At 65.9% G+C, this 20,173-nt stretch carries 17 protein-coding genes and 1 other RNA gene; 8 read left to right on the forward strand and 10 right to left on the reverse strand.

Annotated features, from left to right (window positions below; translation table 11 throughout):
* Positions 1–1,098, forward strand: coding sequence for a type VI immunity family protein (locus tag QPK27_RS04175; RefSeq protein ID WP_290416938.1), 1,098 nt, complete (start codon positions 1–3; stop codon positions 1,096–1,098).
* Between the two features lie 13 nt (positions 1,099–1,111).
* On the opposite strand, the gene QPK27_RS04180 is transcribed toward QPK27_RS04175, so the two are convergent.
* The 7 genes from QPK27_RS04180 to rnpB form a co-directional block, all read right to left on the reverse strand.
* On the reverse strand, positions 1,112–2,125 hold the full coding sequence (locus tag QPK27_RS04180; RefSeq protein ID WP_290416939.1) for a spore coat U domain-containing protein: 1,014 nt from the start codon (positions 2,123–2,125) through the stop codon (positions 1,112–1,114).
* On the reverse strand, positions 2,122–4,578 hold the full coding sequence (locus QPK27_RS04185) for a fimbria/pilus outer membrane usher protein (protein WP_290416940.1): 2,457 nt from the start codon (positions 4,576–4,578) through the stop codon (positions 2,122–2,124). Before QPK27_RS04185 ends, QPK27_RS04180 begins: the two co-directional genes overlap by 4 nt.
* A gap of 10 nt (positions 4,579–4,588) precedes the next feature.
* Positions 4,589–5,326 carry a molecular chaperone gene (locus QPK27_RS04190; RefSeq protein WP_290416941.1) on the reverse strand — a complete coding sequence of 246 codons (738 nt, stop codon included), beginning with the start codon at positions 5,324–5,326 and terminating at the stop codon, positions 4,589–4,591.
* 12 nt (positions 5,327–5,338) lie between these two features.
* Positions 5,339–5,845, reverse strand: coding sequence for a spore coat U domain-containing protein (locus tag QPK27_RS04195; RefSeq protein ID WP_290416942.1), 507 nt, complete (start codon positions 5,843–5,845; stop codon positions 5,339–5,341).
* A 161-nt stretch (positions 5,846–6,006) separates the two neighbouring features.
* Entirely contained in the window at positions 6,007–7,497 is a 1,491-nt protein-coding gene (glpK, locus tag QPK27_RS04200; RefSeq protein ID WP_290416943.1) for a glycerol kinase GlpK, read from the reverse strand.
* A 125-nt stretch (positions 7,498–7,622) separates the two neighbouring features.
* Positions 7,623–7,931 (reverse strand): hypothetical protein, encoded by a 309-nt coding sequence (locus QPK27_RS04205; protein ID WP_290416944.1) that lies wholly within the window; start codon positions 7,929–7,931, stop codon positions 7,623–7,625.
* A gap of 143 nt (positions 7,932–8,074) precedes the next feature.
* Positions 8,075–8,423, reverse strand: an RNA gene (rnpB, locus tag QPK27_RS04210) — RNase P RNA component class A.
* Between the two features lie 242 nt (positions 8,424–8,665).
* Here rnpB and QPK27_RS04215 point away from each other — a divergent pair.
* Together QPK27_RS04215 and QPK27_RS04220 are read left to right on the forward strand one after the other, a co-directional pair.
* Positions 8,666–9,271, forward strand: a complete 606-nt coding sequence (locus tag QPK27_RS04215) for a PEP-CTERM sorting domain-containing protein (protein ID WP_290416945.1) — start codon at positions 8,666–8,668, stop codon at positions 9,269–9,271.
* Positions 9,272–9,637: 366 nt separating this feature from the next.
* Positions 9,638–11,338 (forward strand): thiamine pyrophosphate-binding protein, encoded by a 1,701-nt coding sequence (locus QPK27_RS04220; RefSeq protein WP_290416946.1) that lies wholly within the window; start codon positions 9,638–9,640, stop codon positions 11,336–11,338.
* Between the two features lies 1 nt (position 11,339).
* Here the strand turns inward: QPK27_RS04220 and QPK27_RS04225 are convergent, their stop codons facing one another.
* The gene (locus QPK27_RS04225) at positions 11,340–11,549 is read right to left on the reverse strand and encodes a hypothetical protein (protein WP_290416947.1); all 210 of its coding nucleotides are present in this window, start codon (positions 11,547–11,549) and stop codon (positions 11,340–11,342) included.
* Positions 11,550–11,777: 228 nt separating this feature from the next.
* On the opposite strand from QPK27_RS04225, the gene ftsY reads away from it, so the two are divergent.
* From ftsY to rpoH, 4 genes are all read left to right on the forward strand, one after another.
* Positions 11,778–12,902: a signal recognition particle-docking protein FtsY gene (gene ftsY / locus QPK27_RS04230; RefSeq protein WP_290416948.1), complete on the forward strand. Its 1,125-nt coding sequence runs from the start codon at positions 11,778–11,780 to the stop codon at positions 12,900–12,902.
* Positions 12,903–12,907: 5 nt separating this feature from the next.
* Positions 12,908–13,591, forward strand: coding sequence for a cell division ATP-binding protein FtsE (locus tag QPK27_RS04235; protein WP_290416949.1), 684 nt, complete (start codon positions 12,908–12,910; stop codon positions 13,589–13,591).
* A complete protein-coding gene (gene ftsX, locus QPK27_RS04240) occupies positions 13,588–14,508 on the forward strand; it encodes a permease-like cell division protein FtsX (protein WP_290416950.1) in 921 nt (306 codons plus the stop codon). The genes QPK27_RS04235 and ftsX overlap by 4 nt, the downstream gene beginning before the upstream one ends.
* Before the next feature lie 622 nt (positions 14,509–15,130).
* A complete protein-coding gene (rpoH, locus tag QPK27_RS04245) occupies positions 15,131–16,021 on the forward strand; it encodes an RNA polymerase sigma factor RpoH (RefSeq protein ID WP_290416951.1) in 891 nt (296 codons plus the stop codon).
* 296 nt (positions 16,022–16,317) lie between these two features.
* On the opposite strand, the gene QPK27_RS04250 is transcribed toward rpoH, so the two are convergent.
* Together QPK27_RS04250 and QPK27_RS04255 are read right to left on the reverse strand one after the other, a co-directional pair.
* Positions 16,318–17,946 (reverse strand): family 43 glycosylhydrolase, encoded by a 1,629-nt coding sequence (locus tag QPK27_RS04250; protein WP_290416952.1) that lies wholly within the window; start codon positions 17,944–17,946, stop codon positions 16,318–16,320.
* Between the two features lie 120 nt (positions 17,947–18,066).
* Complete coding sequence (locus tag QPK27_RS04255) at positions 18,067–19,086, reverse strand: alpha/beta hydrolase (protein ID WP_290416953.1); 1,020 nt, start codon at positions 19,084–19,086, stop codon at positions 18,067–18,069.
* A 164-nt stretch (positions 19,087–19,250) separates the two neighbouring features.
* Between QPK27_RS04255 and yghU the strand changes: the two genes are divergently transcribed.
* Positions 19,251–20,093: a glutathione-dependent disulfide-bond oxidoreductase gene (gene yghU, locus QPK27_RS04260; RefSeq protein WP_290416954.1), complete on the forward strand. Its 843-nt coding sequence runs from the start codon at positions 19,251–19,253 to the stop codon at positions 20,091–20,093.
* Positions 20,094–20,173 lie beyond the last annotated feature (80 nt).

Consider the following 20,173-nt stretch of genomic DNA (forward strand, 5'->3'; position numbering starts at 1 on the left):
ATGGCTGCTTCGAAAAAAGAACAATTCATGGAAGAGTGGACTCGCACTCACGAACATGGCGTCCTACCTGGTGCGATGCTGATGAAGTACGGTCCGGAGAACTATATTGGCGCGACGATCTGCGTGCGCGGCACCTTGTACTTCAAAGGTGCATATACGCTCGAGGTCCGTGAGGCGATCGCGATGTGCTTTGATAGATACGAGGAGATCGCCAGGAATCATCTGACATGGCTATGGCGCGAAGAGCCTCCTGAAGGTCCGGAAAAATACGCCTATGCCAAGGCGCCTCCAATGCGAGCGATGCTCAAGAAAATGGATGCAGACGACAGCGTGTCATTTGCATACATCGGAGGAAAAGAAGCACATGAGGCTAGCCCGTGGACGTTCTTTGTATCCGGCCTGCGCGAATGGCAGGCCAAGCTCGGATGGAAAGGACTTGATTGCCTCCAGTTCTCTGTCCCGAAGGAGTTGGTCCAGGCGCACCCGACTCTGTTTCAGAGTCTGTTCGTCGAATTCGCTCGCCTCGTGAAAGCGGAGCATGGCCACGGCGGATATGCCCTTAATCTTTCGCTGACGCGCACGGAACCGAACGAATCCACCGAAGCGTTCATGGCCTCGAAGATGGCAGGCCTTGATGCAGGATCGGCTGTCTTGCTCGCAGCAAATTATGACGCAGGAATCGACGATCACATCGTCAACGTAGGATGGCTAACTGCCATCAACAACCAAATGCTCGAACAGATTGGCGGACTACCAGCATTACGTTCGGAGCTGCCGGCGAACTGGTACGCGAAGTACGATTACGGCAACGGCATCGTCATCCAGGCAGGCCCTGAACCCGAAATCGCACCGGTCGAATTAGACCCAAAACCGGCGATCTACGTTTTGCCCGCGATGACGCTTCGACCGCTTCGCGTCAGGGAAATTGGATCTCTTCATTACGGATCCAATGATGGTGAACCGCGTCTGACAGGACTGGCTGCCAAAGAATGGTTTACCCGCTTCGATGTTTCGGACAAGGACCTGATGGCTTATAAAACCAAACTTCTCAGCGAGCCGAAATTGACCAAAGAGACAACACTTCCCTCCCATCCCTGAAGCATCAGGAAGTTCAGAACGTCAGCAACACCGTCACCGTATCCCGGTAATCCCCCGGCGTCGGCGCCGTCTGCTTCGGCACCAGCCCGTACATCATCACCGATTGCGTCGCCCCGCTGCCGGTGCCGCTGTAGACCGAGGTGCCGCCGCTGCCGTCGCCCCAGGCCGGGCCGTCCGGCGTGGCCGAGATGCGGTAGTTCAGCTTTTCGCCGGTGAGGCTGTTGGTCATGGTGCGCGCGGCCGGGTTGCCCGACTGGCCGCCATTGAGCGAGAGCTGATAAGCGCTGTTGGCGGTGCAGGCCACGGAGAGCGGCGCGCTGGTGCGCATGTCGCTCAAGGGGCTGCCGGTGCCGAAGGTCAGGTTGCTGGTGCCGATCACGCAGTTGTTGACCACCGTGGCGCGCGCCTGGAACGAGAACGGGACCGTGCTGCCGGCGGTGCACGACTTGCCGGCGCCGAACGAATACTGCAGCGTGCCGTGGCCGGCGAAGCTGTTGGTGTACACCGTGTCGGCGTTGCCGGCCGTGCCCACGCCGGACAGGGCCGAGGCCGGAATGCGGCCGTAGATGGTCGTGCTCTGGGTCACGCCGCCCAGCGACAGCAAGCCGACCATGGTGCCGGTGACCGGCTGCGCGCCGATGGTGCTGCCGGCGCCGCCCCAGATCGAGGCCGCCGTCATGGCGCTGTTGGTATACAGGTTGAAACCGAGGCGCCGGCCGCCGTTGGTCATGTAGCGCGGATCGCCCGTGCCGCCGCCGCTGCCCGGGCCCAGGTTGACGCACACATTGGCCGCCGGCAGCAGCAGCGCCGACTGGCCGACCAGTAAGGTCCAGGTACAGTTCACGGTCAGCGTGCCCTGCACCGTGTAGTCGCGCGCCGCGAGCGGGCTGACCTGGCCGAAGTCGATGTCGGTCATGGTGACGGTGCATGTGTCGGCGCGCGCCGCGGACGCGGCCAGCAGCCATAGCGCCAGCGCCGCCAGCACCGAACCAAGAAAGCGGCCGCGCCGCACGGTTTGCATGATCATTTCGATTCTCCTTGCACGGGCTGGCACACCAGCGGTCCGATGGCCGGCAGTTCGCCCGCCACCGCTTTGTACGCGAAACCCACTTCGCAGGCGTCCTTGCCGGCGCCGACCAGCACCCGGTTCTCTGCGCGCAGTCCTTCCACGAACAGTACGCCATCGTAACCGACCACCGACGCCTGCGCCGAGCCTTCCAGCCGCGCCGGGGTGCCGACTTCCGGCGCCTTGCCGTCGGGCTTCACCAGGGTCAGGGTCGCGGCCGCATAGCGCGCCAGCGCGAAGCGCGCCACCACGCCGGCGTACTGGCGCGGCACCACGTCGACATTGGTGACGTCGATGCGGGTGTCGGGCGGCAGCGACGACGGGTCGATCGCGATCCGGTTCGGCGCGTACGGCATCAGGTCCGGCACCAGCAGGCGCCCGCCGGCGTCGGTGCGGCCGATCGGACGGTTGTCCTGCAGCACCGGCAGGCCGGGCACGCCGACCGAGACCAGCGCGAAGCCGCGCCCGACCTGGCGCGCCGCCACCACCGTGTTGTCCATCGCCACCAGCGCGCCGCTGAGGTCCAGGTTCGAGATGCGGGTCTCGCCCACGCGCTGGGTCGAGACGGTGGCGCGGCCGTGCGCGCCCAGGTACTGGACTTGCGCCTGGTCGTAGCGCTGGGCGCCGTTGGTGCCGGCCTGCAGCGCCCAGCCGATGCCGCCGTCGAAGTCGGGCGCGCGTCCGAGCGACATCGAGGCCACGTTCTCGCCGCGCTGGCGCCCGGCGTTGGTGTTGAACGAGATGCGCGAATCGAAGGCCATGCCGAAGGTGAAGCTGATGCCGCGCTCGGCGCGCCGCGCCAGGTTCTGGAATGCGCTCACGCTCAGGTGGCCGCGCGTGCCGACGCTGCGCGAATAGGCCAGCGACACGGTGCGCGAGACGGCCGGGGTCTGCTCGACCGTGCCGATCACGCCGAGCGGATCGGTGATCAATATCGACGCCGATGCCGATGCCGACGCCGGCGGCATGCGCATCTGGATGAAGTTGGCGCTCAGGCTGTGGCCGCCCGCGAACGCGGTGCTCAGGCTGGCGCGGTCGAGCGCGCGCGGCACCGGCGTTCCCTCCAGGGCGCCCAGGTCGCCGTAGCCGGCGCTGGCGCGCACCGATTGCACGTCGAAGGCGAAGCGCGGCGACACGTACTGGTAGCCGAGGCTGGCCTGGAAGCCGCGCCGGCGCCCGCCGCTGGCGGCAAGCGCGGCGCTGGCCACGCCGGCGCCGGGCACCCGCGCCAGCACGCCGGCGCCCAGCAGGCCCAGGCCCGGCCCCGCTTCGGCGTGGCCTTCGAGCGTCACAGTGTCGCGCCAGCCGTGGCGCCACGAGGCGACCGCGGCCGGACTGCCGTAGCTGAACGAATGCTGGCCGTAGTCGCGCCGCAGCGCGCCGAGCGACACCGCATAGTCGTTCAGGCCGCGTGCCAGCAGGCGGGTGTCGACGTACAGCGGCAGCGTGGTGGTGACCTGGCGCCCGAGCGCGTCGCGCGTGACCAGGGTGGCCTGGCCGGCGCCGTTCAGGCCGGCCACCTGGTCGATCACGAACGGGCCGGTCGGCACCTCGGTCGAGAACTGGCGCACGTTGTTCACGTACAGGTCGACGCTGCTGGGCACCACCGCCGAGCCGGCCAACGAGGCCACCGGATAGGTCACCAGGTCGGGCCGCAGCTCGAAGTTGCGGCGCCATTCGACGCCGCCCAGGCGCAGCGCGCGGGTCCAGCCCAGCGCCGGCGTCACGGTATCGCCCAGCTGCAGGGTGCTGAGACGGTCCTGGAACGGGCGCACCCAGCTGGTGTCGTAGCGGGTATAGCCGCGCCGCTCGCCGCGCAGGATCGCGCTGCCGGTGCTGGTCAGGGTACCGTGGCGGTCGAAATAACGCAGCTCGGCGCTGCCGGCGACGGCGCCGCCGACCGATTGCGCGAACAGGTTGTAGTTGAGCAGCACGCCGCGGCTGGCCTGGGCCTGGCCGGTGCTGCGCACGTTGCGCGCGCTCAGCAGGCTGGGCGCGCGCAGGCTGGCGTCCGGGCTCAGGTCGAGGGTCTGGGCGGCGGCGTCGTAGCGGTAGCGCAGGCCCGGCACTTCGTCGAGGGCGAAGTCGGTGCGGCCGGCAACGCCGAAGCGCGCCGGGTCCAGGCCCAGTTCGCGCAGCGACTCGACCGTCATGCGCAGCGTGGACCCGGTCTGCATCACCGAGACCAGCTGGCCGGTGCGCTCGCCGTCGATGCTGGCGTCGAGGAACAGTTCGACCGGCTGCGCGGCGGCAGTGGACGCAGCCGCAGGCGCGGGGGCAGCAGGCGCGGCCTGCTGCTGCCCTGCGCCGGCGGCCGTGGCGACGCTGGCGGCGGCGGCCGCGATCGGCGTCAGGCTGGCGGCCAGCAGGCAGGCGGGGGGCAGCGCCCGCCAGCGTGCGCGGCGGGTCAGCATTGCGGGGGCATCAGTCCCGCGCGACGGCCGCGCTGGCGCTTTGCGGACGTGCGTTGACCATGGCCTGGATCGCCAGTGAGGCCGGCATGCCTTTCGCCACCTCCGGCGGGAGTTGCCATTCGCGCGTACGGCCCGGCAGCGCATAGCCCAGCAGGCCCTTGCTCAGTTCGATGTTCTGGGTGCCGAGGCGCACGGTGGTGGCGCCGATCTGGGCATGCAGGGCGCCCGTGTTGTTGGCGCGCAGGTGCCAGGCGCCGGCGCGCTCGAACACGCTCCAGGCCAGCGCCGGCGCGGCCTGGGTGTCGGCCGGCAGCACGAAGGCGGGCACGGAATACTGGAGGCGGATCGCGACGTTGCCTTGCTGGCTGTCGCCGCGCGGCAGTTCGTCGATCAGGATACGGTAAGTCTGCTCGGCGCCGTCATTACCGGCGGCGGCAGCGCCGGCGCGGCGCACCAGGCGGATGGTCTGGGCGCTGTTGGCGGCGATTTCGATGACAGGCGGGCTGGCCACCAGGGCGGTGGTCGGGCTCAAGGCGTCGGCGCCGTCCTTCTGGTCCCAGGCGTAGACCCGCACCTGGCCGTAGATCGGCGTGTCGCCGTTGTTCTGCAGCTGGATGCCGGCCGCGTTCTGGCCCGGCTGGAAACTGATCGATACGGGCGAGATCTGCAGGTTGGCGCCGTGCGCCATCCCTGCCATGGCGCCGCAGGCCAGGGCCGCCGCCAGCGCTACGCTACGCACAGTCCGCATGCATGCACTCCGTCAGAAATAAATGGTTGCGGTAATCGTCGACTTGTAGGTGTCCGGGGTCACGGCCTTCTGCTTCGGGATCTCGCCGTACACGGTCAGCACCTGCTGGACGCCGTTTCCAGTGCCCCCCAGGGTGTCGGTGCCCTGGGTGTTGCCCCACAGCCCGCTGCCCGACTGGCGGTACAGTTTCAGCTCCACGGTATCGGTGTTGCCGCTCGCGCCCGCCAGGTAACGGGTGGTGCCGCTGGAACCGGCGCCGGTGCCCTGGTCCAGGCCGACATTGTAAGGCGTGGTGTTGGTGCATGTCACATTGATGTTCGACGAACCATTGATCGCGCCGCTCATCACGCCGGTGGTGCCGAAGTCGATGCCGGTGGCGGCGATGGTGCAGTCGGCGATCACGCGCATCGTCACGTCGAAGGTGGCGCTCTTGGAGCCGGCCTGGGCGACGCCGGTGGTGAATGGCAGGGCGGCTGCCAGGACGGCTGCCAGGACGCGGATGCGCTTCGAAGTCGACATGTTGATTCTCCGTGGTCAGTGGCAGTCACCATGATTGCCGAATTGCTGAACTCGGAAAATATGATACCTCGTTTCCGTACGGAATCAAATCATTTTCATCACTTTTTTCGAATGTGTTGATTTTGCTGGTTTTACGCAACACTTGCTGTCAGGCATGCAACTCAGCCCGGCGCGGCCCAGGCGCGCGCATGGTCGACCGCCCGCGCCCAGCGCGCCATTGATGCCTCACGCTGGTCGGGCGCCATTGCCGGCTCGAAGCGGCGTTCGACCTGCCACTGGTGTTCGATTTCTTCCAGCGAGGCCCAGAAACCGCAGGCCAGGCCGGCCAGGTAGGCCGCGCCGAGGGCCGTGGTTTCGGTCACGCGCGGACGCACCACGGGAATGCCGAGCAGGTCGGCCTGGAACTGCATCAACAGATCGTTGCGCGCGGCGCCGCCATCGGCGCGCATCTCGGTCACCCGGCAGGCGGCGTCGTTCTGCATCGCCGCCAGCAGTTCGGCGCTCTGGTAGGCGATCGCCTCCACCGCGGCGCGCGCGATATGGGCCGCCGTGGTGCCGCGCGTCATGCCGAGGATGGTGCCGCGCGCGTACGGATCCCAGTGCGGCGCGCCGAGGCCGGTAAACGCCGGCACCAGCATCACCCCGCCGCTGTTGGGCACGCGCGTGGCGAGCGCCTCGACGTCGCCCGACTCGCGGATGATGCCGAGCCCGTCGCGCAGCCACTGCACGGTGGCGCCGCCCATGAACACGCTGCCTTCCAGCAGATAGTCGGTGGCGCCGCCGATGCGCCAGCCCACCGTGCCCAGCAGGCGAGAATGCGAGACCGGCGGCGCGTCGCCGGCATGCATCAGCATGAAGCAGCCGGTGCCGTAGGTATTCTTGACCAGGCCCTTGCGGTGGCAGGCCTGGCCGAAGGTGGCGGCTTGCTGGTCGCCGGCGATGCCGGCGATCGGGATCGGGTGGCCGAACCATTCCTCGTCCGCCAGGCCGATCACGCCGGCGCTCGGCACCACCTCGGGCAGCAGCGCGCGCGGGATGTCGAACAGGGCCAGCAGTTCGTCGTCCCAGGCCAGCGTGTGGATGTTGAACAGCATGGTGCGCGCGGCGTTGCCGGCGTCGGTGACGTGGCGGCCGCACAGGCGCCAGGCCAGCCAGCTGTCGACGGTGCCGAAGGCCAGCTCGCCACGCTCGGCTTTTTCACGCGCGCGGGGGACGTGGTCGAGCAGCCATTGCAGCTTGGTGGCCGAGAAATAGGCGTCCAGCTCGAGCCCGGTGCGCACGGCGATCAACGGCGCCCGGCCCGCCTCGCGCAGGCGGTCGCAGGCGCCGGCGGTGCGCCGGTCTTGCCAGACGATGGCGTTGGCGACCGGTTCGCCAGTGGCGCGGTCCCACAGGAGCGCCGTTTCGCGCTGGTTGGCGATGCCAATGGCGGCAATGTGCGCCGGTTCGATGCCGCTCCGGGCAATAACCTCGCGCGCGCAGGCCAGCTGGCTATGCCAGATGTCCATTGGATCGTGCTCGACCCAGCCGGGCTGGGGGAAATGCTGGGGAAATTCGCGCTGGCAGCTGTGCACGGGCAAGCCGGCATGGTCGAACAGGATCGCGCGCGAACTGGTGGTGCCCTGGTCAAGGGCGAGGATATAGTCGGGCATCAAGGTCTCCAGCGGCGCGTCTGGCGGCGCCGGCGGCCCTAGTGTAAATCCGAAGCCGGGCCATGGGGCACACTCATCCGTTCATGAAGATCTCGGCGCGCAATACTGCGTGTGTCCCGCTGGTACTACTTGCCGATGCCGGCCTGGCGCTCCCATGCCTGCAGCACTTTATCCATGCGCGCGGCCTGTTCCTCCTGCTGCCGGATCTGGGCGGCCATACGCTGCTGCAGCTGTTCGGACTCGTCCAGCATGCGCTTCTGGCGCTGCATCTGCTCGTTATAGACGGCGACCTGGGCCGCATGGGCAGCGCCGTCCGAAGAATCGCCCTGAGGCCGGTTCAGCGTGTGCAGGAATTGGGTAACGCACCACAAGATCGCCGCGAATACGACGGACTTGCCGACAAACAGGAGTGCGGATTGAAGATTGATTGGCATGGCATTTCACATAATGACGTATGGAAAAACCAAGTGTCTCATAGCCACGGACAACGATAAAACGATATTTATTCAGGGTAATGCGACCTTGGCGCGGGCGCGCATCACCACTGTGCGCCGCGGGATGGCGGCGAAGAAATTCAATGCAAAGCAGGCCGATAGGCCGGATTCTGTGTAGCGTCGTCTTGCGGCAACGCCTGGACAGCCATTCCTCTAGGCGCTGGATTACTCCAGCGCTCAAGCTTCCTACCCGCACGCTCCGCGAGCAACATCAACGCGTGCCTATTTGGAATTGCTCCGAGTGGAGGTTACCGCGTTTCACCGTAACTGAATACGCTCGTCTCTGTGGCCCTATTCCTCGCCTTATACCCCTGGCTTGCGCCAGGAGGCTTTCAGCGGACGGCCGTTAACCGTCACCCCGCTCTGTGGAGTCCGGACCTTCCTCCCGCCCACGACCTTGCGGCGTGGGCCAGCGGCTGCCTGGCCTGCTTCACGGGCAGCATTGTAACCGCATTCGGGGTCGGCGGGTGGCCTGGCGCCGTAATTCCGGCGCGGCCAATGGAAATGGCGCGGCGAATATTATTAAAAATCATGTCGGGAAAACTTACACCGGTTTAAATCGAATGCTATGCATGGATACTATTTCAATTGGAATCAACGATTTAAATTCGGATGAATCGATAGGCACGGTTGTTGCATACACGGATGACTCACACTAACTAGGGAGGTTTATCATGTCGCTGAAGTCCATGACCAAAATGCTTGCCGGCCTGTCTTTCTTTGCCTGCACTTCGGTATTTGCCGCACCAATGACGTTGACGGTGGATGTTACCGGCATTCAAAGCCATGGTTTTTTCCTGGAAGACCCTGACAATACCGTCCTGAATTACAATGTCGGCGCCAATTCGACGATCACCAGCGTCAATTATTCATTCAACATCACCGCCTTCTCCCCGAGCTGGCTCGGAGAAATCGGCGTGCTGTTCACCGATTCAGGCGTGTCGAATGGCGTGATCTGGACCCCGGCCTTCGAGGATACCTTCTCCGGCACGGCCAGCTACTCGGGCACGCTCGACCTGGTGGCCGAAGGCCTCGACTTCGTGGTAGGCGCCGATGGCATCCTGCGCCTGGAATTCTTCGAAGACTGGGACGACTTTGCCGGTCCGGACGGCCAATGGAACTTCGGCACCATCAGCTTCAATTACGAAACCCTCGACGACACCGGTCCATCGCCAGTGCCTGAACCGGCAACCGCATTGCTGCTCGCCGGCGGCCTGGGACTGATCGGTTATGGCCGCCGCCGTCGCAATGCGCCAAAAGCCGGAGCGTCGATGCATTAAGCAATTCGATTCGATCGACAGCCAATGCGGTACCGCATACGCGGTGCGCATTGGCTTTTTAATTTATCGGCTCGATTCCCCGACTGAACAAATCATTTCTGCAACAAATAAAATAATGAATGATCGTCTGGATCAAATAAAGTCCGCATATGAATATGACTGGACCGAAAAATAAAGCAGTTGAATCGCCCGCGCCATCAGCAAGCATGGTTTAATGATTATTAGAAACAAAGAATATTAGCAAGAAATTATCGCCGTATCTTACCTACTGTCATTTCTGAAATTTGATGTCGCCATTTCAAAAGCCACTCCCGCCATGCTCACCTAGAATGCCGGGAATGCCTCTTCGATAAGGACGACCTCACCATGACCCACCCTTCCCGCAGCGGCGGCCAGATCCTGGTCGACGCGCTCCACGTGCACGGCGTCGACACCGCCTTCGGCGTGCCCGGCGAAAGCTACCTGGACGTGCTCGACGCGCTGCACGACTCGCAGATCCGCTTCGTGATCAACCGCCAGGAGGGAGGCGCGGCGTTCATGGCCGAGGCCTACGGCAAGCTGACCGGTAAACCAGGCATCTGCTTCGTCACCCGCGGCCCCGGCGCCACCAACGCCTCGATCGGCGTGCACACCGCCTACCAGGATTCGACGCCGATGATCCTGTTCATCGGCCAGGTCGGCAACGACTTCGTCGACCGCGAAGCGTTCCAGGAAATCGACTACCGCCGCATGTACGGCCAGATGGCCAAGTGGGTGGCGCAGATCGACCGCGCCGACCGCATCCCCGAATACCTGGCGCGCGCCTTCCAGGTCGCCACCAGCGGCCGCCCCGGCCCGGTGGTGCTGGCGCTGCCCGAAGACATGCTGGTCGCCACCGCCGAAGTGGCCGACACGCGCGCCTACCAGCCGAATCACGGTGCGCCAACGCTTGATCAGATCGCCCGCCTGCGCGCCATGCTGGCCGAGAGCCAGCGCCCGCTGGTGCTGCTCGGCGGCGGCACCTGGAATGCGCAAGCCTGCGCCGACCTGCAGCGCTTCGCCGAAGCCAACCGCTTGCCGGTCGGCTGCACCTTCCGCTTCCAGGACCTGCTCGACAACGACCACCCGCACTACGTCGGCGACGTCGGCATCGGCATCAATCCCAAGCTGGCGGCGCGCGTCAAGGAAGCCGACCTGGTCATCGCGATCGGCCCGCGCCTGGGAGAAATGACCACCGGCGGCTACTCGCTGCTGGCTTCGCCCGTGCCGCGCCAGCGCCTGGTGCACATCCATCCCGATCCCGAGGAACTGGGCAGCGTCTACCAGGCCGAGCTGATGGTCGCCAGCGGCATGGCGCAGGCCTGCGCCATGCTGGCGGACATGGAACCGGTCGACGCCGGCGCCTGGCAAGGCAGCGTGGAACAAGCGCGCGCCGAGCTGGCGGCCTGGCAGGAACGCCCGCCGGTGTTCAAGGACGGCAATGCGCCGCTCGACCTGTACCAGGTGGTGCAGGATCTGATGGCCGCGCTGCCGCGCGACGCCATCATCACCAACGGCGCCGGCAACTACGCCTCGTGGGCGCACCGCTTTTACCGCTACGGCGCCATGCGCACCCAGCTGGCGCCGACCAGCGGCGCCATGGGCTACGCGGTGCCGGCCGGGGTGGCGGCCAAGATCGTCGATCCCAGGCGCAGCGTGGTGACCTTCGCCGGCGACGGCGAATTCATGATGACCGGCCAGGAGCTGGCCACCGCCGTCCAGTACCGCGCAGGCGTGGTGATCCTGGTGTTCAACAACAATATGTTCGGCACCATCCGCATGCACCAGGAGCGCGAGTATCCGGGCCGGGTGTCGGGCACCGGGCTGCACAATCCGGATTTCGCGGCGCTGGCGCGCGCCTATGGCGGGCATGGCGAGGTCGTCGACAAGACCGCCGACTTCGCGCCGGCCCTGCGCCGCGCGCTGGAGCACGCCGAACGGCAGCAGTTGCCGGCCGTGATCGAGCTGCGCTACGACGGCAACCTGATCACACCGAACGCGACGCTCGAGACGATCCGCAAGCAGGCGCAGGCCGCCAAGGCCGGCTGAATCAAGACGCTGGCGCCGGTTCCAGTTCGAGTTCGGCCGGCAACGGGACCGGCGCGCTGAAGACGCTCGCCGGCCCGCCGCTGGGCTGGGTCAGGAACAGCGCCACCAGGGCGATGAACAGGCAAACCACGACGGCGCGCAGGCGCGCGCTGCGCTTGCCGGCGGCATGGTCGCCCTGCACCAGGCGCTTGAAGAAGTTCGCGAAGTTCACGATGGGCTCCATAAGGATGGGGAGCGGACTGCCTGTGCGTTAATCTAGCGCGGCCGGCCGCGCTTTTCCAGCGCCTGGCGCCGGGGTGCGGCCTGCACGCGACGGTGACGCCGTGGCGCGGCCGCGTTCTCGTGCGAAGAGAGAATGTATTGCTGCTCTGGTAAAATATTCGCTACTTTTTTCATCGCCGGCGCCGCCGGCGTCCCCTCGCAGTCCCGCCACCAGACTATGTTTAGCTTCTTCAAAAGAAAAAAAGCGCCGGAAACGCCGGCGCCGGAACCAGTCGTGCCGGTCGCGCCTCCTGCGCCCGCTGCTGCTCCCGCCCCCATTCCCGTCACGGCGCCGGCCGCTGCGCCGATCCCGGTCCCGCCCGCTTCCAACCCGCCCAGCATCCTGCACGAAGGCGGCGACCTGTTCCCCGAAACCGCCGAACGTCCCACCACCGAGGCCGAGAAGAAAACCTCGTGGATGGCGCGCCTGAAGGCCGGCCTGTCGAAGACCTCGAACAACCTGTCGCTGCTGTTCGTCGGCGCGCGCATCGACGAAGACCTGTACGAGGAACTCGAAGCGGCGCTCCTGATGTCGGACGCCGGCATGGACGCCACCCAGCACCTGCTGGACGCACTGCGGCGCAAGGTCAAGGAAGACAAGCTGCTCGACGCCGCCGCCGTCAAGGGCGCGCTGAAAAGCCTGATGATCGAGCTGCTGCAGCCACTGCAGAAGCCGCTCGAACTGGGCCGCCACGAACCGCTGGTGATGATGATCTCGGGCGTCAACGGCGCCGGCAAGACCACCACCATCGGCAAGCTCGCCAAGCACATGCAGCGCTTCGACCAGTCGGTGCTGCTGGCCGCCGGCGATACCTTCCGCGCCGCCGCGCGCGAGCAATTGATGGTCTGGGGCCAGCGCAACAACGTCACCGTGATCTCGCAAGCCTCGGGCGACCCGGCCGCGGTCGCTTTTGATGCGGTGCAGTCCGGCAAAGCGCGCGGTACCGACGTGGTCATGATCGACACCGCCGGCCGCCTGCCGACCCAGCTGCACCTGATGGAAGAGCTCAAGAAAATCAAGCGCGTGATCGGCAAGGGCATGACGGACGCGCCGCACGAAGTCTTGCTGGTCATCGACGGCAACACCGGCCAGAACGCGCTGGCGCAGGTGAAAGCCTTCGACGATGCGCTGGGCCTGACCGGCCTCGTGGTCACCAAGCTGGACGGCACCGCCAAGGGCGGCGTGCTGGCCGCGATCGCGCGCACCCGGCCGATCCCCGTGTATTTCATCGGCGTCGGCGAGAAGCTGGAAGACCTGCAGCCGTTCAACGCAGAAGAATTCGTCGAAGCGCTGCTCGGATAATGCCCATGATTGCCTTCCAGTCGGTATCCAAACAATATACGCACGGCGACACCCGGGGCGCGTATGCGCTGCACGACGTCTCGCTCGACATCGCCAAGGGCGAGCTGGTCTACCTGGCCGGCCCGTCCGGCGCCGGCAAGTCGACCCTGATGAAGATGGTGGCGGCGGTGGAACGCCCCACGGCCGGCAAGGTGATCGTCAACGGCCAGGACGTGGGCCGCATCGCGCGCGCCGGCATTCCTTTCCTGCGCCGCAATATGGGCATCATCTTCCAGCAGCAGCGCCTGCTGAACGACCGCAATATCCTGGCCAACACCATGCTGCCGCTGCTGGTGACCGGCGCGCGCTCGGCCGATGCCGCCGACCGCGCCCGCGCCGCGCTGGACCGCGTCGGCCTGCTCGACCGCGCCAAGGCGATGCCGCTGGAACTGTCCGGCGGCGAACAGCAGCGGGTGGCGGTGGCGCGCGCCATCGTCAACCGGCCGCAGATCATCCTGGCCGACGAACCGACCGCCAACCTCGACCGCGCCGCGGCCGACCGCGTGCTGGACGCATTGCGCGCCTTTAACGCCGCCGGCGTGACCTGCGTGATCTCGACCCACGACGAGCAGGTGCTCGATGGCGCCGCGCGCGTGATCCGCCTCGAGCAAGGCCAGCTCGTCGGTCAAATGAGCGGAGGTGCAGCATGAGCCCGTGGCTGCGCCAGCACCATTTCGCCTTCAAGGCCGCCCTCGGCACGGTGCGCAAGTCGCCCGGCAGCTTCCTGTTCAACGTGCTGGTGGTGGCGCTGGCGCTCACGCTGCCGTTCGCCGGCATCACCCTGCTCGACAACGTCAAGCCGCTGTCGGAACAATTGTCCGTCGATCCCGAGATCAGCCTGTTCATGCGCGAGGACGCCAGCCGCGCTGACGCCGAGGCGCTGGCGCCGCAGGTGCGCAACATCCTGACCGGCAAGCACGCCGAAGTCGCCTTCGTGCCGCGTGAGCAGGCGCTCGCTTCGCTCAAGGAGCGCAGCGGCCTGGGCGAGGTGCTCGATACCCTGGGCGACAATCCATTGCCAGACAGCTACGTGATGAAGCTGGACGGCTTCGCCAGCGCCGGCGCCGCCGCCGAGGTCGACGCCATCACCGAGCAATTGCGCGCATTGCCGGGCGTGGACACGGTTCAAGTCGACTCGAGCTGGGTCAAGCGCCTGGCCGCCCTGCTCGGCGTGCTGCGCCTGTCGCTGCTGCTGCTGGCGGTGACGCTGGGCATCGTGGTGATCGCGGTGGTGTTCAACACCATCCGCCTGCAGGTGCTGACGCAGAAGGAAGAGATTGCGGTCGCCAAGCTGCTGGGCGCCACCGACAATTTCATTCACCGTCCGTTCTACTATACCGGCGCCCTGCTCGGCCTGGCTTCCGGCGCGGTGGCGCTGGGGGTGGTGGCGCTGGCGCTGAATCCCCTGAACAAGGCCATCGCCGAGTTCGCGCAACTGTACGGCTCGAACTTCCAGCTGCTGCCGCTGGGCGGGCTGGAAATCGCCGGCTTGCTGGCGATCAGCGCCGGCCTGGGCTTGACTGGCGCCCTGCTGTCGGTGCGGCGCCACTTGGCGCGGGTGCGCTGAGACTGCAGGAACAGCCATCGACGGCGCCGGCCTCGGCTGGCGGCGTCGCTCCTACAATATGGTCGTGAAAAAATTGCATGGCCAAGTGTTGAAATCGCGATAAGCGGCCTCACTTCCTTGGCAGGGCGAGGCGGCCATCGTGTGTGGCTGCCTCCCTTTTATCCGATCCCGCCGGCGCCTTGTCGTCCGCGGCGAATCCTACGGCACTGCCGCTCCTCCCTACGCACGCGTGCGCAAAACTCCTACAGAGCGCCCCCTGCCTACGTGCGCCATTCAACAGAGTCACGGAATCTATCGCCGTAACCTGTATCTCAACGCGGTTCCAGTGTTTTTAAGCTCACTTTTGAGTCAAATCAACTGGAGGCGCAAGCTCTACTCTACAGTGAAATCGACGGCAATTTAATTCCTTAAGGCAATACTTTGGACAGCCTTAAGCGAATGGGCGGTTTCTAGCACTCACCTCGGGAGAGTGCTAATATATGGTTCGATCCAAATGAAAATTCAAGTCAAGCATCCATGTCACGCACTGTGATATAGCGTAACAACTCGTAACAAAAGTGCCTTCGAGCAAGCTTGGGTGGCACATTGAGGATGCAGCAAGATTACTAAAAGGGAAATGAATATGTCCGCACAATCCGCATTGGTTCCGGCCGGCAGTCGTGCTCTGGGACTTGGTTTCACCGGCAATCTCGGCAACATCGACGCGTATATCTCCGCCGTCAACCGTCTGCCGATGCTGACGCACGAGGAAGAAGTCTCGCTTGCGAAGCGGCTGCAGGACAACAACGATCTGGACGCCGCGCAAAAGCTGGTGCTGTCGCACCTGCGCCTGGTGGTGTCGATCGCACGCGGCTACCTGGGCTACGGCCTGCCGCACGCCGACCTGATCCAGGAAGGCAATATCGGCCTGATGAAGGCAGTCAAGCGTTTCGACCCGAACCAGGGCGTGCGCCTGGTGTCGTACGCCATGCACTGGATCAAGGCCGAGATGCATGAATACATCCTGAAGAACTGGCGTCTGGTCAAGGTCGCCACGACCAAGGCCCAGCGCAAGCTGTTCTTCAACCTGCGCAGCAACAAGCAGGGTCTGGACGCGATGTCGCCGGGCCAGGTCGACGATCTGGCCAAGCTGCTGGGCGTCAAGCGCGAAGAAGTGATCGAGATGGAAACCCGCCTCTCGGGCCGCGACATCGCACTCGAAGCGCCGACCGACGACGAAGACGACAAGTTCTCGCCGATCGCCTACCTGTCGTCGGACCGCGAAGAGCCGACCCGGGTGCTGGAAGCCGAGCAGGTGACGCGCCTGCAGTCGGAAGGCCTGGAAACGGCGCTGGGCAAGCTCGATCCGCGCTCGCGCCGGATCGTCGAAGCGCGCTGGCTGGCCAATGACGACGGCTCGGGCGCGACGCTGCATACGCTGGCCGAAGAGTTCGGCGTGTCGGCGGAGCGGATTCGTCAGATCGAATCGGCGGCGCTGAAGAAGATGAAAGGTGCGCTGGCGGCATACATGTAACGTCGGCGCTCCAGCCAATTACCAAAAGCCATCCCCGCGTTACGTGGGGATGTTTTTTTATGGGGAATGGCTTTTTAATGTAGGGTTGGCGGCTCTGCCGCCGACGCGGTGGCCGTTTGCAGCGAGATCATCCGGCGCGATATCGGCGCCGGTAACCATCACCGCGTCGGCGGCGAAGCCGCCAACCCNNNGGGTTGGCGGCTCTGCCGCCGACGCGGTGGCCGTTTGCAGCGAGATCATCCGGCGCGATATCGGCGCCGGTAACCATCACCGCGTCGGCGGCGAAGCCGCCAACCCTACGCCCCTAGCGCGCGATATTTGAAATCGCTGAACGCCACCACCCCGCTCCCCGCGCTGTACAAGCCCACCTTCAGGCTCAGGAAGCCGCCGAACACATTGTGATGGATGCCCGACACCTCCATCCGCGTCCCGTGCAGCGTCCAGGTCTTGCCCTCGTCATGCGAATAGCGGAACGTGACCACGTGCTCGTCGTTGGTCATCCGCACCCGCACCCGCAAGGTCTTGCGCGCCACCCGCGCCCAGCCCTGTTCCTCGGCGCACTGGAAGGTCTTGACGTGCTCCGCCGCAAAGCCCAGCCCGACGAATGCCTTCTGGTTGTAGAACAGCAGCAGCCCGCCCTCGCCCTGCCCGCTCAGTTCCAGCGTCACCTCGACCTCGTACGAGCGGTCGCCCACCCCGCAGGTCAGCGGCCGGCTGTCGCTTGGTGACGCGCCGCGTCCGGCGATGCGCAGCGCCTTGCCGGTGTACTGGGCCCGCGCCGCTTCGTCCGGCGCCGGATCGTGGAACGCCCACTGCACGCCGAAGCGGTTGCGGCTGAAGTCGTCCGACAGGGCGAATCCGGCCGGCCCGGCTTGACCGCCTTTTGGCTTCGGCAGCGGTTTCGACAGGTCGCCGCCGAGCGCGCGGAACCAGCCGTCGCTGGTCCACTCCATCGGCTCCAGCAAGGTCTGGCGGCCCAGCGTGCGGTAGCCGTTCTCATAGCCGTGGTAGACCATCCACCAGTCCCCTGCCGGCCCTTCGACCAGGGTCGCATGGCCACGCGACCACCACGGCTCGTTCGTCGACATCGAGCGTACCAGCGGATTGCCCGGATGATGCTCCCACGGCCCGTGCACCGAGGTCGAGCGCGCGGCGATCACCATGTGGCCGGTCACCGGCCCGGCAGTGCCGCCGACCGCCGTCACCAGGTAAAAATATTTGCCGCGGCGCAGCAGCTTGGGGCCTTCCGGCGCGAAGTTCTCGGTCACCCAGTCGTCCGGGTAGCGCCACGGCTGATACGCCTTTTCCAGCTGGCCGTCGAGCGCCAGGCCGTCGTCCCTCAGCCTGATCTTGCGGATGCCGTTGACGAACAGGTAGCGTTTGCCGTCCTCGCCGACGACGTGGCCGGGGTCGATGCAGTCGGCGATGCCAAGGTCGATCGGATCGCTCCACGGGCCGTCGATCTTGTCGGCCCAGATCACGTAGATCGACCACGGCTTGCCGTCCGGCGCGGCCGGGATGTAGATGAAGTAACGGCCATTGTGCTTGCACAGATCGACCGCCCAGATCGTGCCCAGCGGTTTGTGCAATGCCGGGCCGACCGGGTGCCAGTTGACCAGGTCGGTCGAATGCCAGATCACCAGTCCCGGATAGGAATAGAACGAGGAATAGGTCAGGTAGTAATCCTTGCCGTCCTTGAGGATGGTCGGATCTGGATGGTCGCCGGCGATGATCGGGTTGATGAAGGTGCCGTCGCCCTGGTCGGCCTGGCGCTGGCCTTCGATGCCGCGCTTCCAACGGGGCGGTGCGGCGGGGGCACAGGTGGCAGGTGGCGTGGCGGCGTGGGCGGCGGCGGTTGGCACCAGCGGCAGGCTGGCCCCGGCCAGCAGGGTCTTGAAAGCGTCTCGGCGGGATTGGTTGCTCATGTCTCGATTGCCCTGTCGGGCTGTTGGTTTTATCGGGCGGCCGTCCGCGATGGACGTGACGGCTCAGCAAGACAGGATAGGCAGAACGGACGCGCGCGGCCAGCGCCGTGGCAGGAAATGCTAGCGCAATGCAGATAGTGCTAGAGTTTTCGACGTTTTTGTTAGTCGAGGCGATGCCTTGATGCCCCCGGCGGCGAAGCGGGCACGGATCCATTCCTGCGCGTAAGAGCAGGTGGCGCGGGCCATGGCCGTCGGGAAATGGATGAAGCCGTGCGGCGCTTCCGGCAGCAGTTCGAGCGCGACGTCCGCCACGTCAACCCAGCGCCGCGCCAGTTCCAGCGTGTCGTCCAGCAGTGGATCGGCCTGCCCCACAATCATCAGCGCCGGCGGCATCCCGGCCAAGCCACCATACAAAGGTGACAGCGCAGGCGCGCGCCGCGCCGCATCGTCCAGGCCGGGCGTGAGCATGCGCAGGCCGGACGCCATCCGTGGCCCGTCCAGCACCAGGGTCTCCGGTCCGGCCGCATGCACGCTGGGCGTGCCGGCCAGGTCGTACACGCCGTAGTACAGCACGGCGCCGGCGATCCGCTGCAACAGCGCGGGCGTGGCCTGCAAGCGCTGCAGGGTCGCGGCGGCAAGATGGCCGCCGGCCGACTCGCCGATCATCACCACCGGCAATCCCGCGGCTTCCGGCAGGCCATCGCCCAGCAGCCAACCCGCGGCCGCCAGGCAATCGTCGATCAGCGCCGCCAGCGGCGCGCGCGTGGCCAGCCGGTAGTCGACCGAGACCACGATCGCATTGCACGCCTCGGCATAGCCGGCATTGAGCGCGTCATTCATGCACGCATTGCCGATCACCCAGCCGCCGCCGTGGATGTCGAGGATCACGCCCGCGGCCGGTCCGGGCGGACGCAGGATGCGCAGCGGCACCGTCACGCCGCCCATGTTGACGACGCGCCGCTCAACCGCCAGGCCGCGCCGGCGCAGTTTGCCGTCGCCGCCGAACTGGGACAGGCGCAGCAATGCCTGGATCAGGAGCGGCGTCAGGCGCGAGCGCATGCCGAAGCGCGGCATGCGCGCCAGCCGGGCGTTCATGCGGCGCGCGTCGTCCAGCATGGCATCGTCGATCGGTATCGGCATGGCATCTCCCATCAGTCTTGATTCGCCATTGTAGGCAGCGGGCGCTGCTGCTGCCGCGCGGCTGGCCTCGTCTGAGAAAACGGCCTCCGCCAACGCGCCGCGCCCCGTTTGGCTAAAATGCCTTGCTGACCATCTTACCGAACAGGCAAACCCAAGGAGATCCCATGGCTGAGCAATCGACCTACGTCCCGCCGCAAGTCTGGACGCCCCCCGCGTCCTCCGGCGGCACCTTCGCCAACATCAACCGCCCGGTGGCGGGCCCGACCCACGAGCAGGAACTGCCGGTCGGCAAGCACCCGTTCCAGCTGTACTCGCTGGCCACGCCGAACGGCGTGAAAGTGACGATCATGCTGGAAGAACTGCTGGCGGCCGGCCACAGCGGCGCCGAGTACGACGCCTGGCTGATCCGGATTAACGAAGGCACCCAGTTCTCGAGCGGCTTCGTCGAGGTCAATCCGAACTCGAAGATCCCGGCCCTGCTCGACCGCAGCGGAGATACGCCGGTGCGCGTGTTCGAATCGGGCTCGATCCTGATGCACCTGGCGGAAAAGTTCGGCGCCTTCCTGCCGAAAGAAGGCGCGGCGCGCGCCGAGACCCTCAACTGGCTGTTCTGGCAGATGGGCTCGGCGCCCTTCGTGGGCGGCGGCTTCGGCCACTTCTATGCCTACGCGCCGGAAAAATTCCAGTACCCGATCGACCGCTACGCGATGGAGACCAAGCGCCAGCTCGACGTGCTCGACCGCCAGTTGGCCGAACACCGCTACGTGGCCGGTGACGAGTACACCATCGCCGACATGGCGATCTGGCCCTGGTATGGCGGGCTGGTGCTGGGACAGCTGTACGATGCGGCCGAGTTCCTGTCGGTGCACGAGTACAAGCACATCAAGCGCTGGGCCGACGAGATCGCGGCGCGTCCGGCCGTGATCCGCGGGCGCAAGGTGAACCGCTCGTTCGGGCCGGAACAAGACCAGGTGCACGAGCGGCATTCGGCGGCGGACCTGGACTGATTACCGGTCGTAGGGTTGGCCTCGGCGGCCCCGCGCTACGCCGCCAACCCTTGTATCTTGCTCATATTGGTGGTTAGCTA

Source organism: Massilia sp. YIM B02443, assembly GCF_030411955.1.
Classification (GTDB): Bacteria; Pseudomonadota; Gammaproteobacteria; order Burkholderiales; family Burkholderiaceae_D; genus Telluria.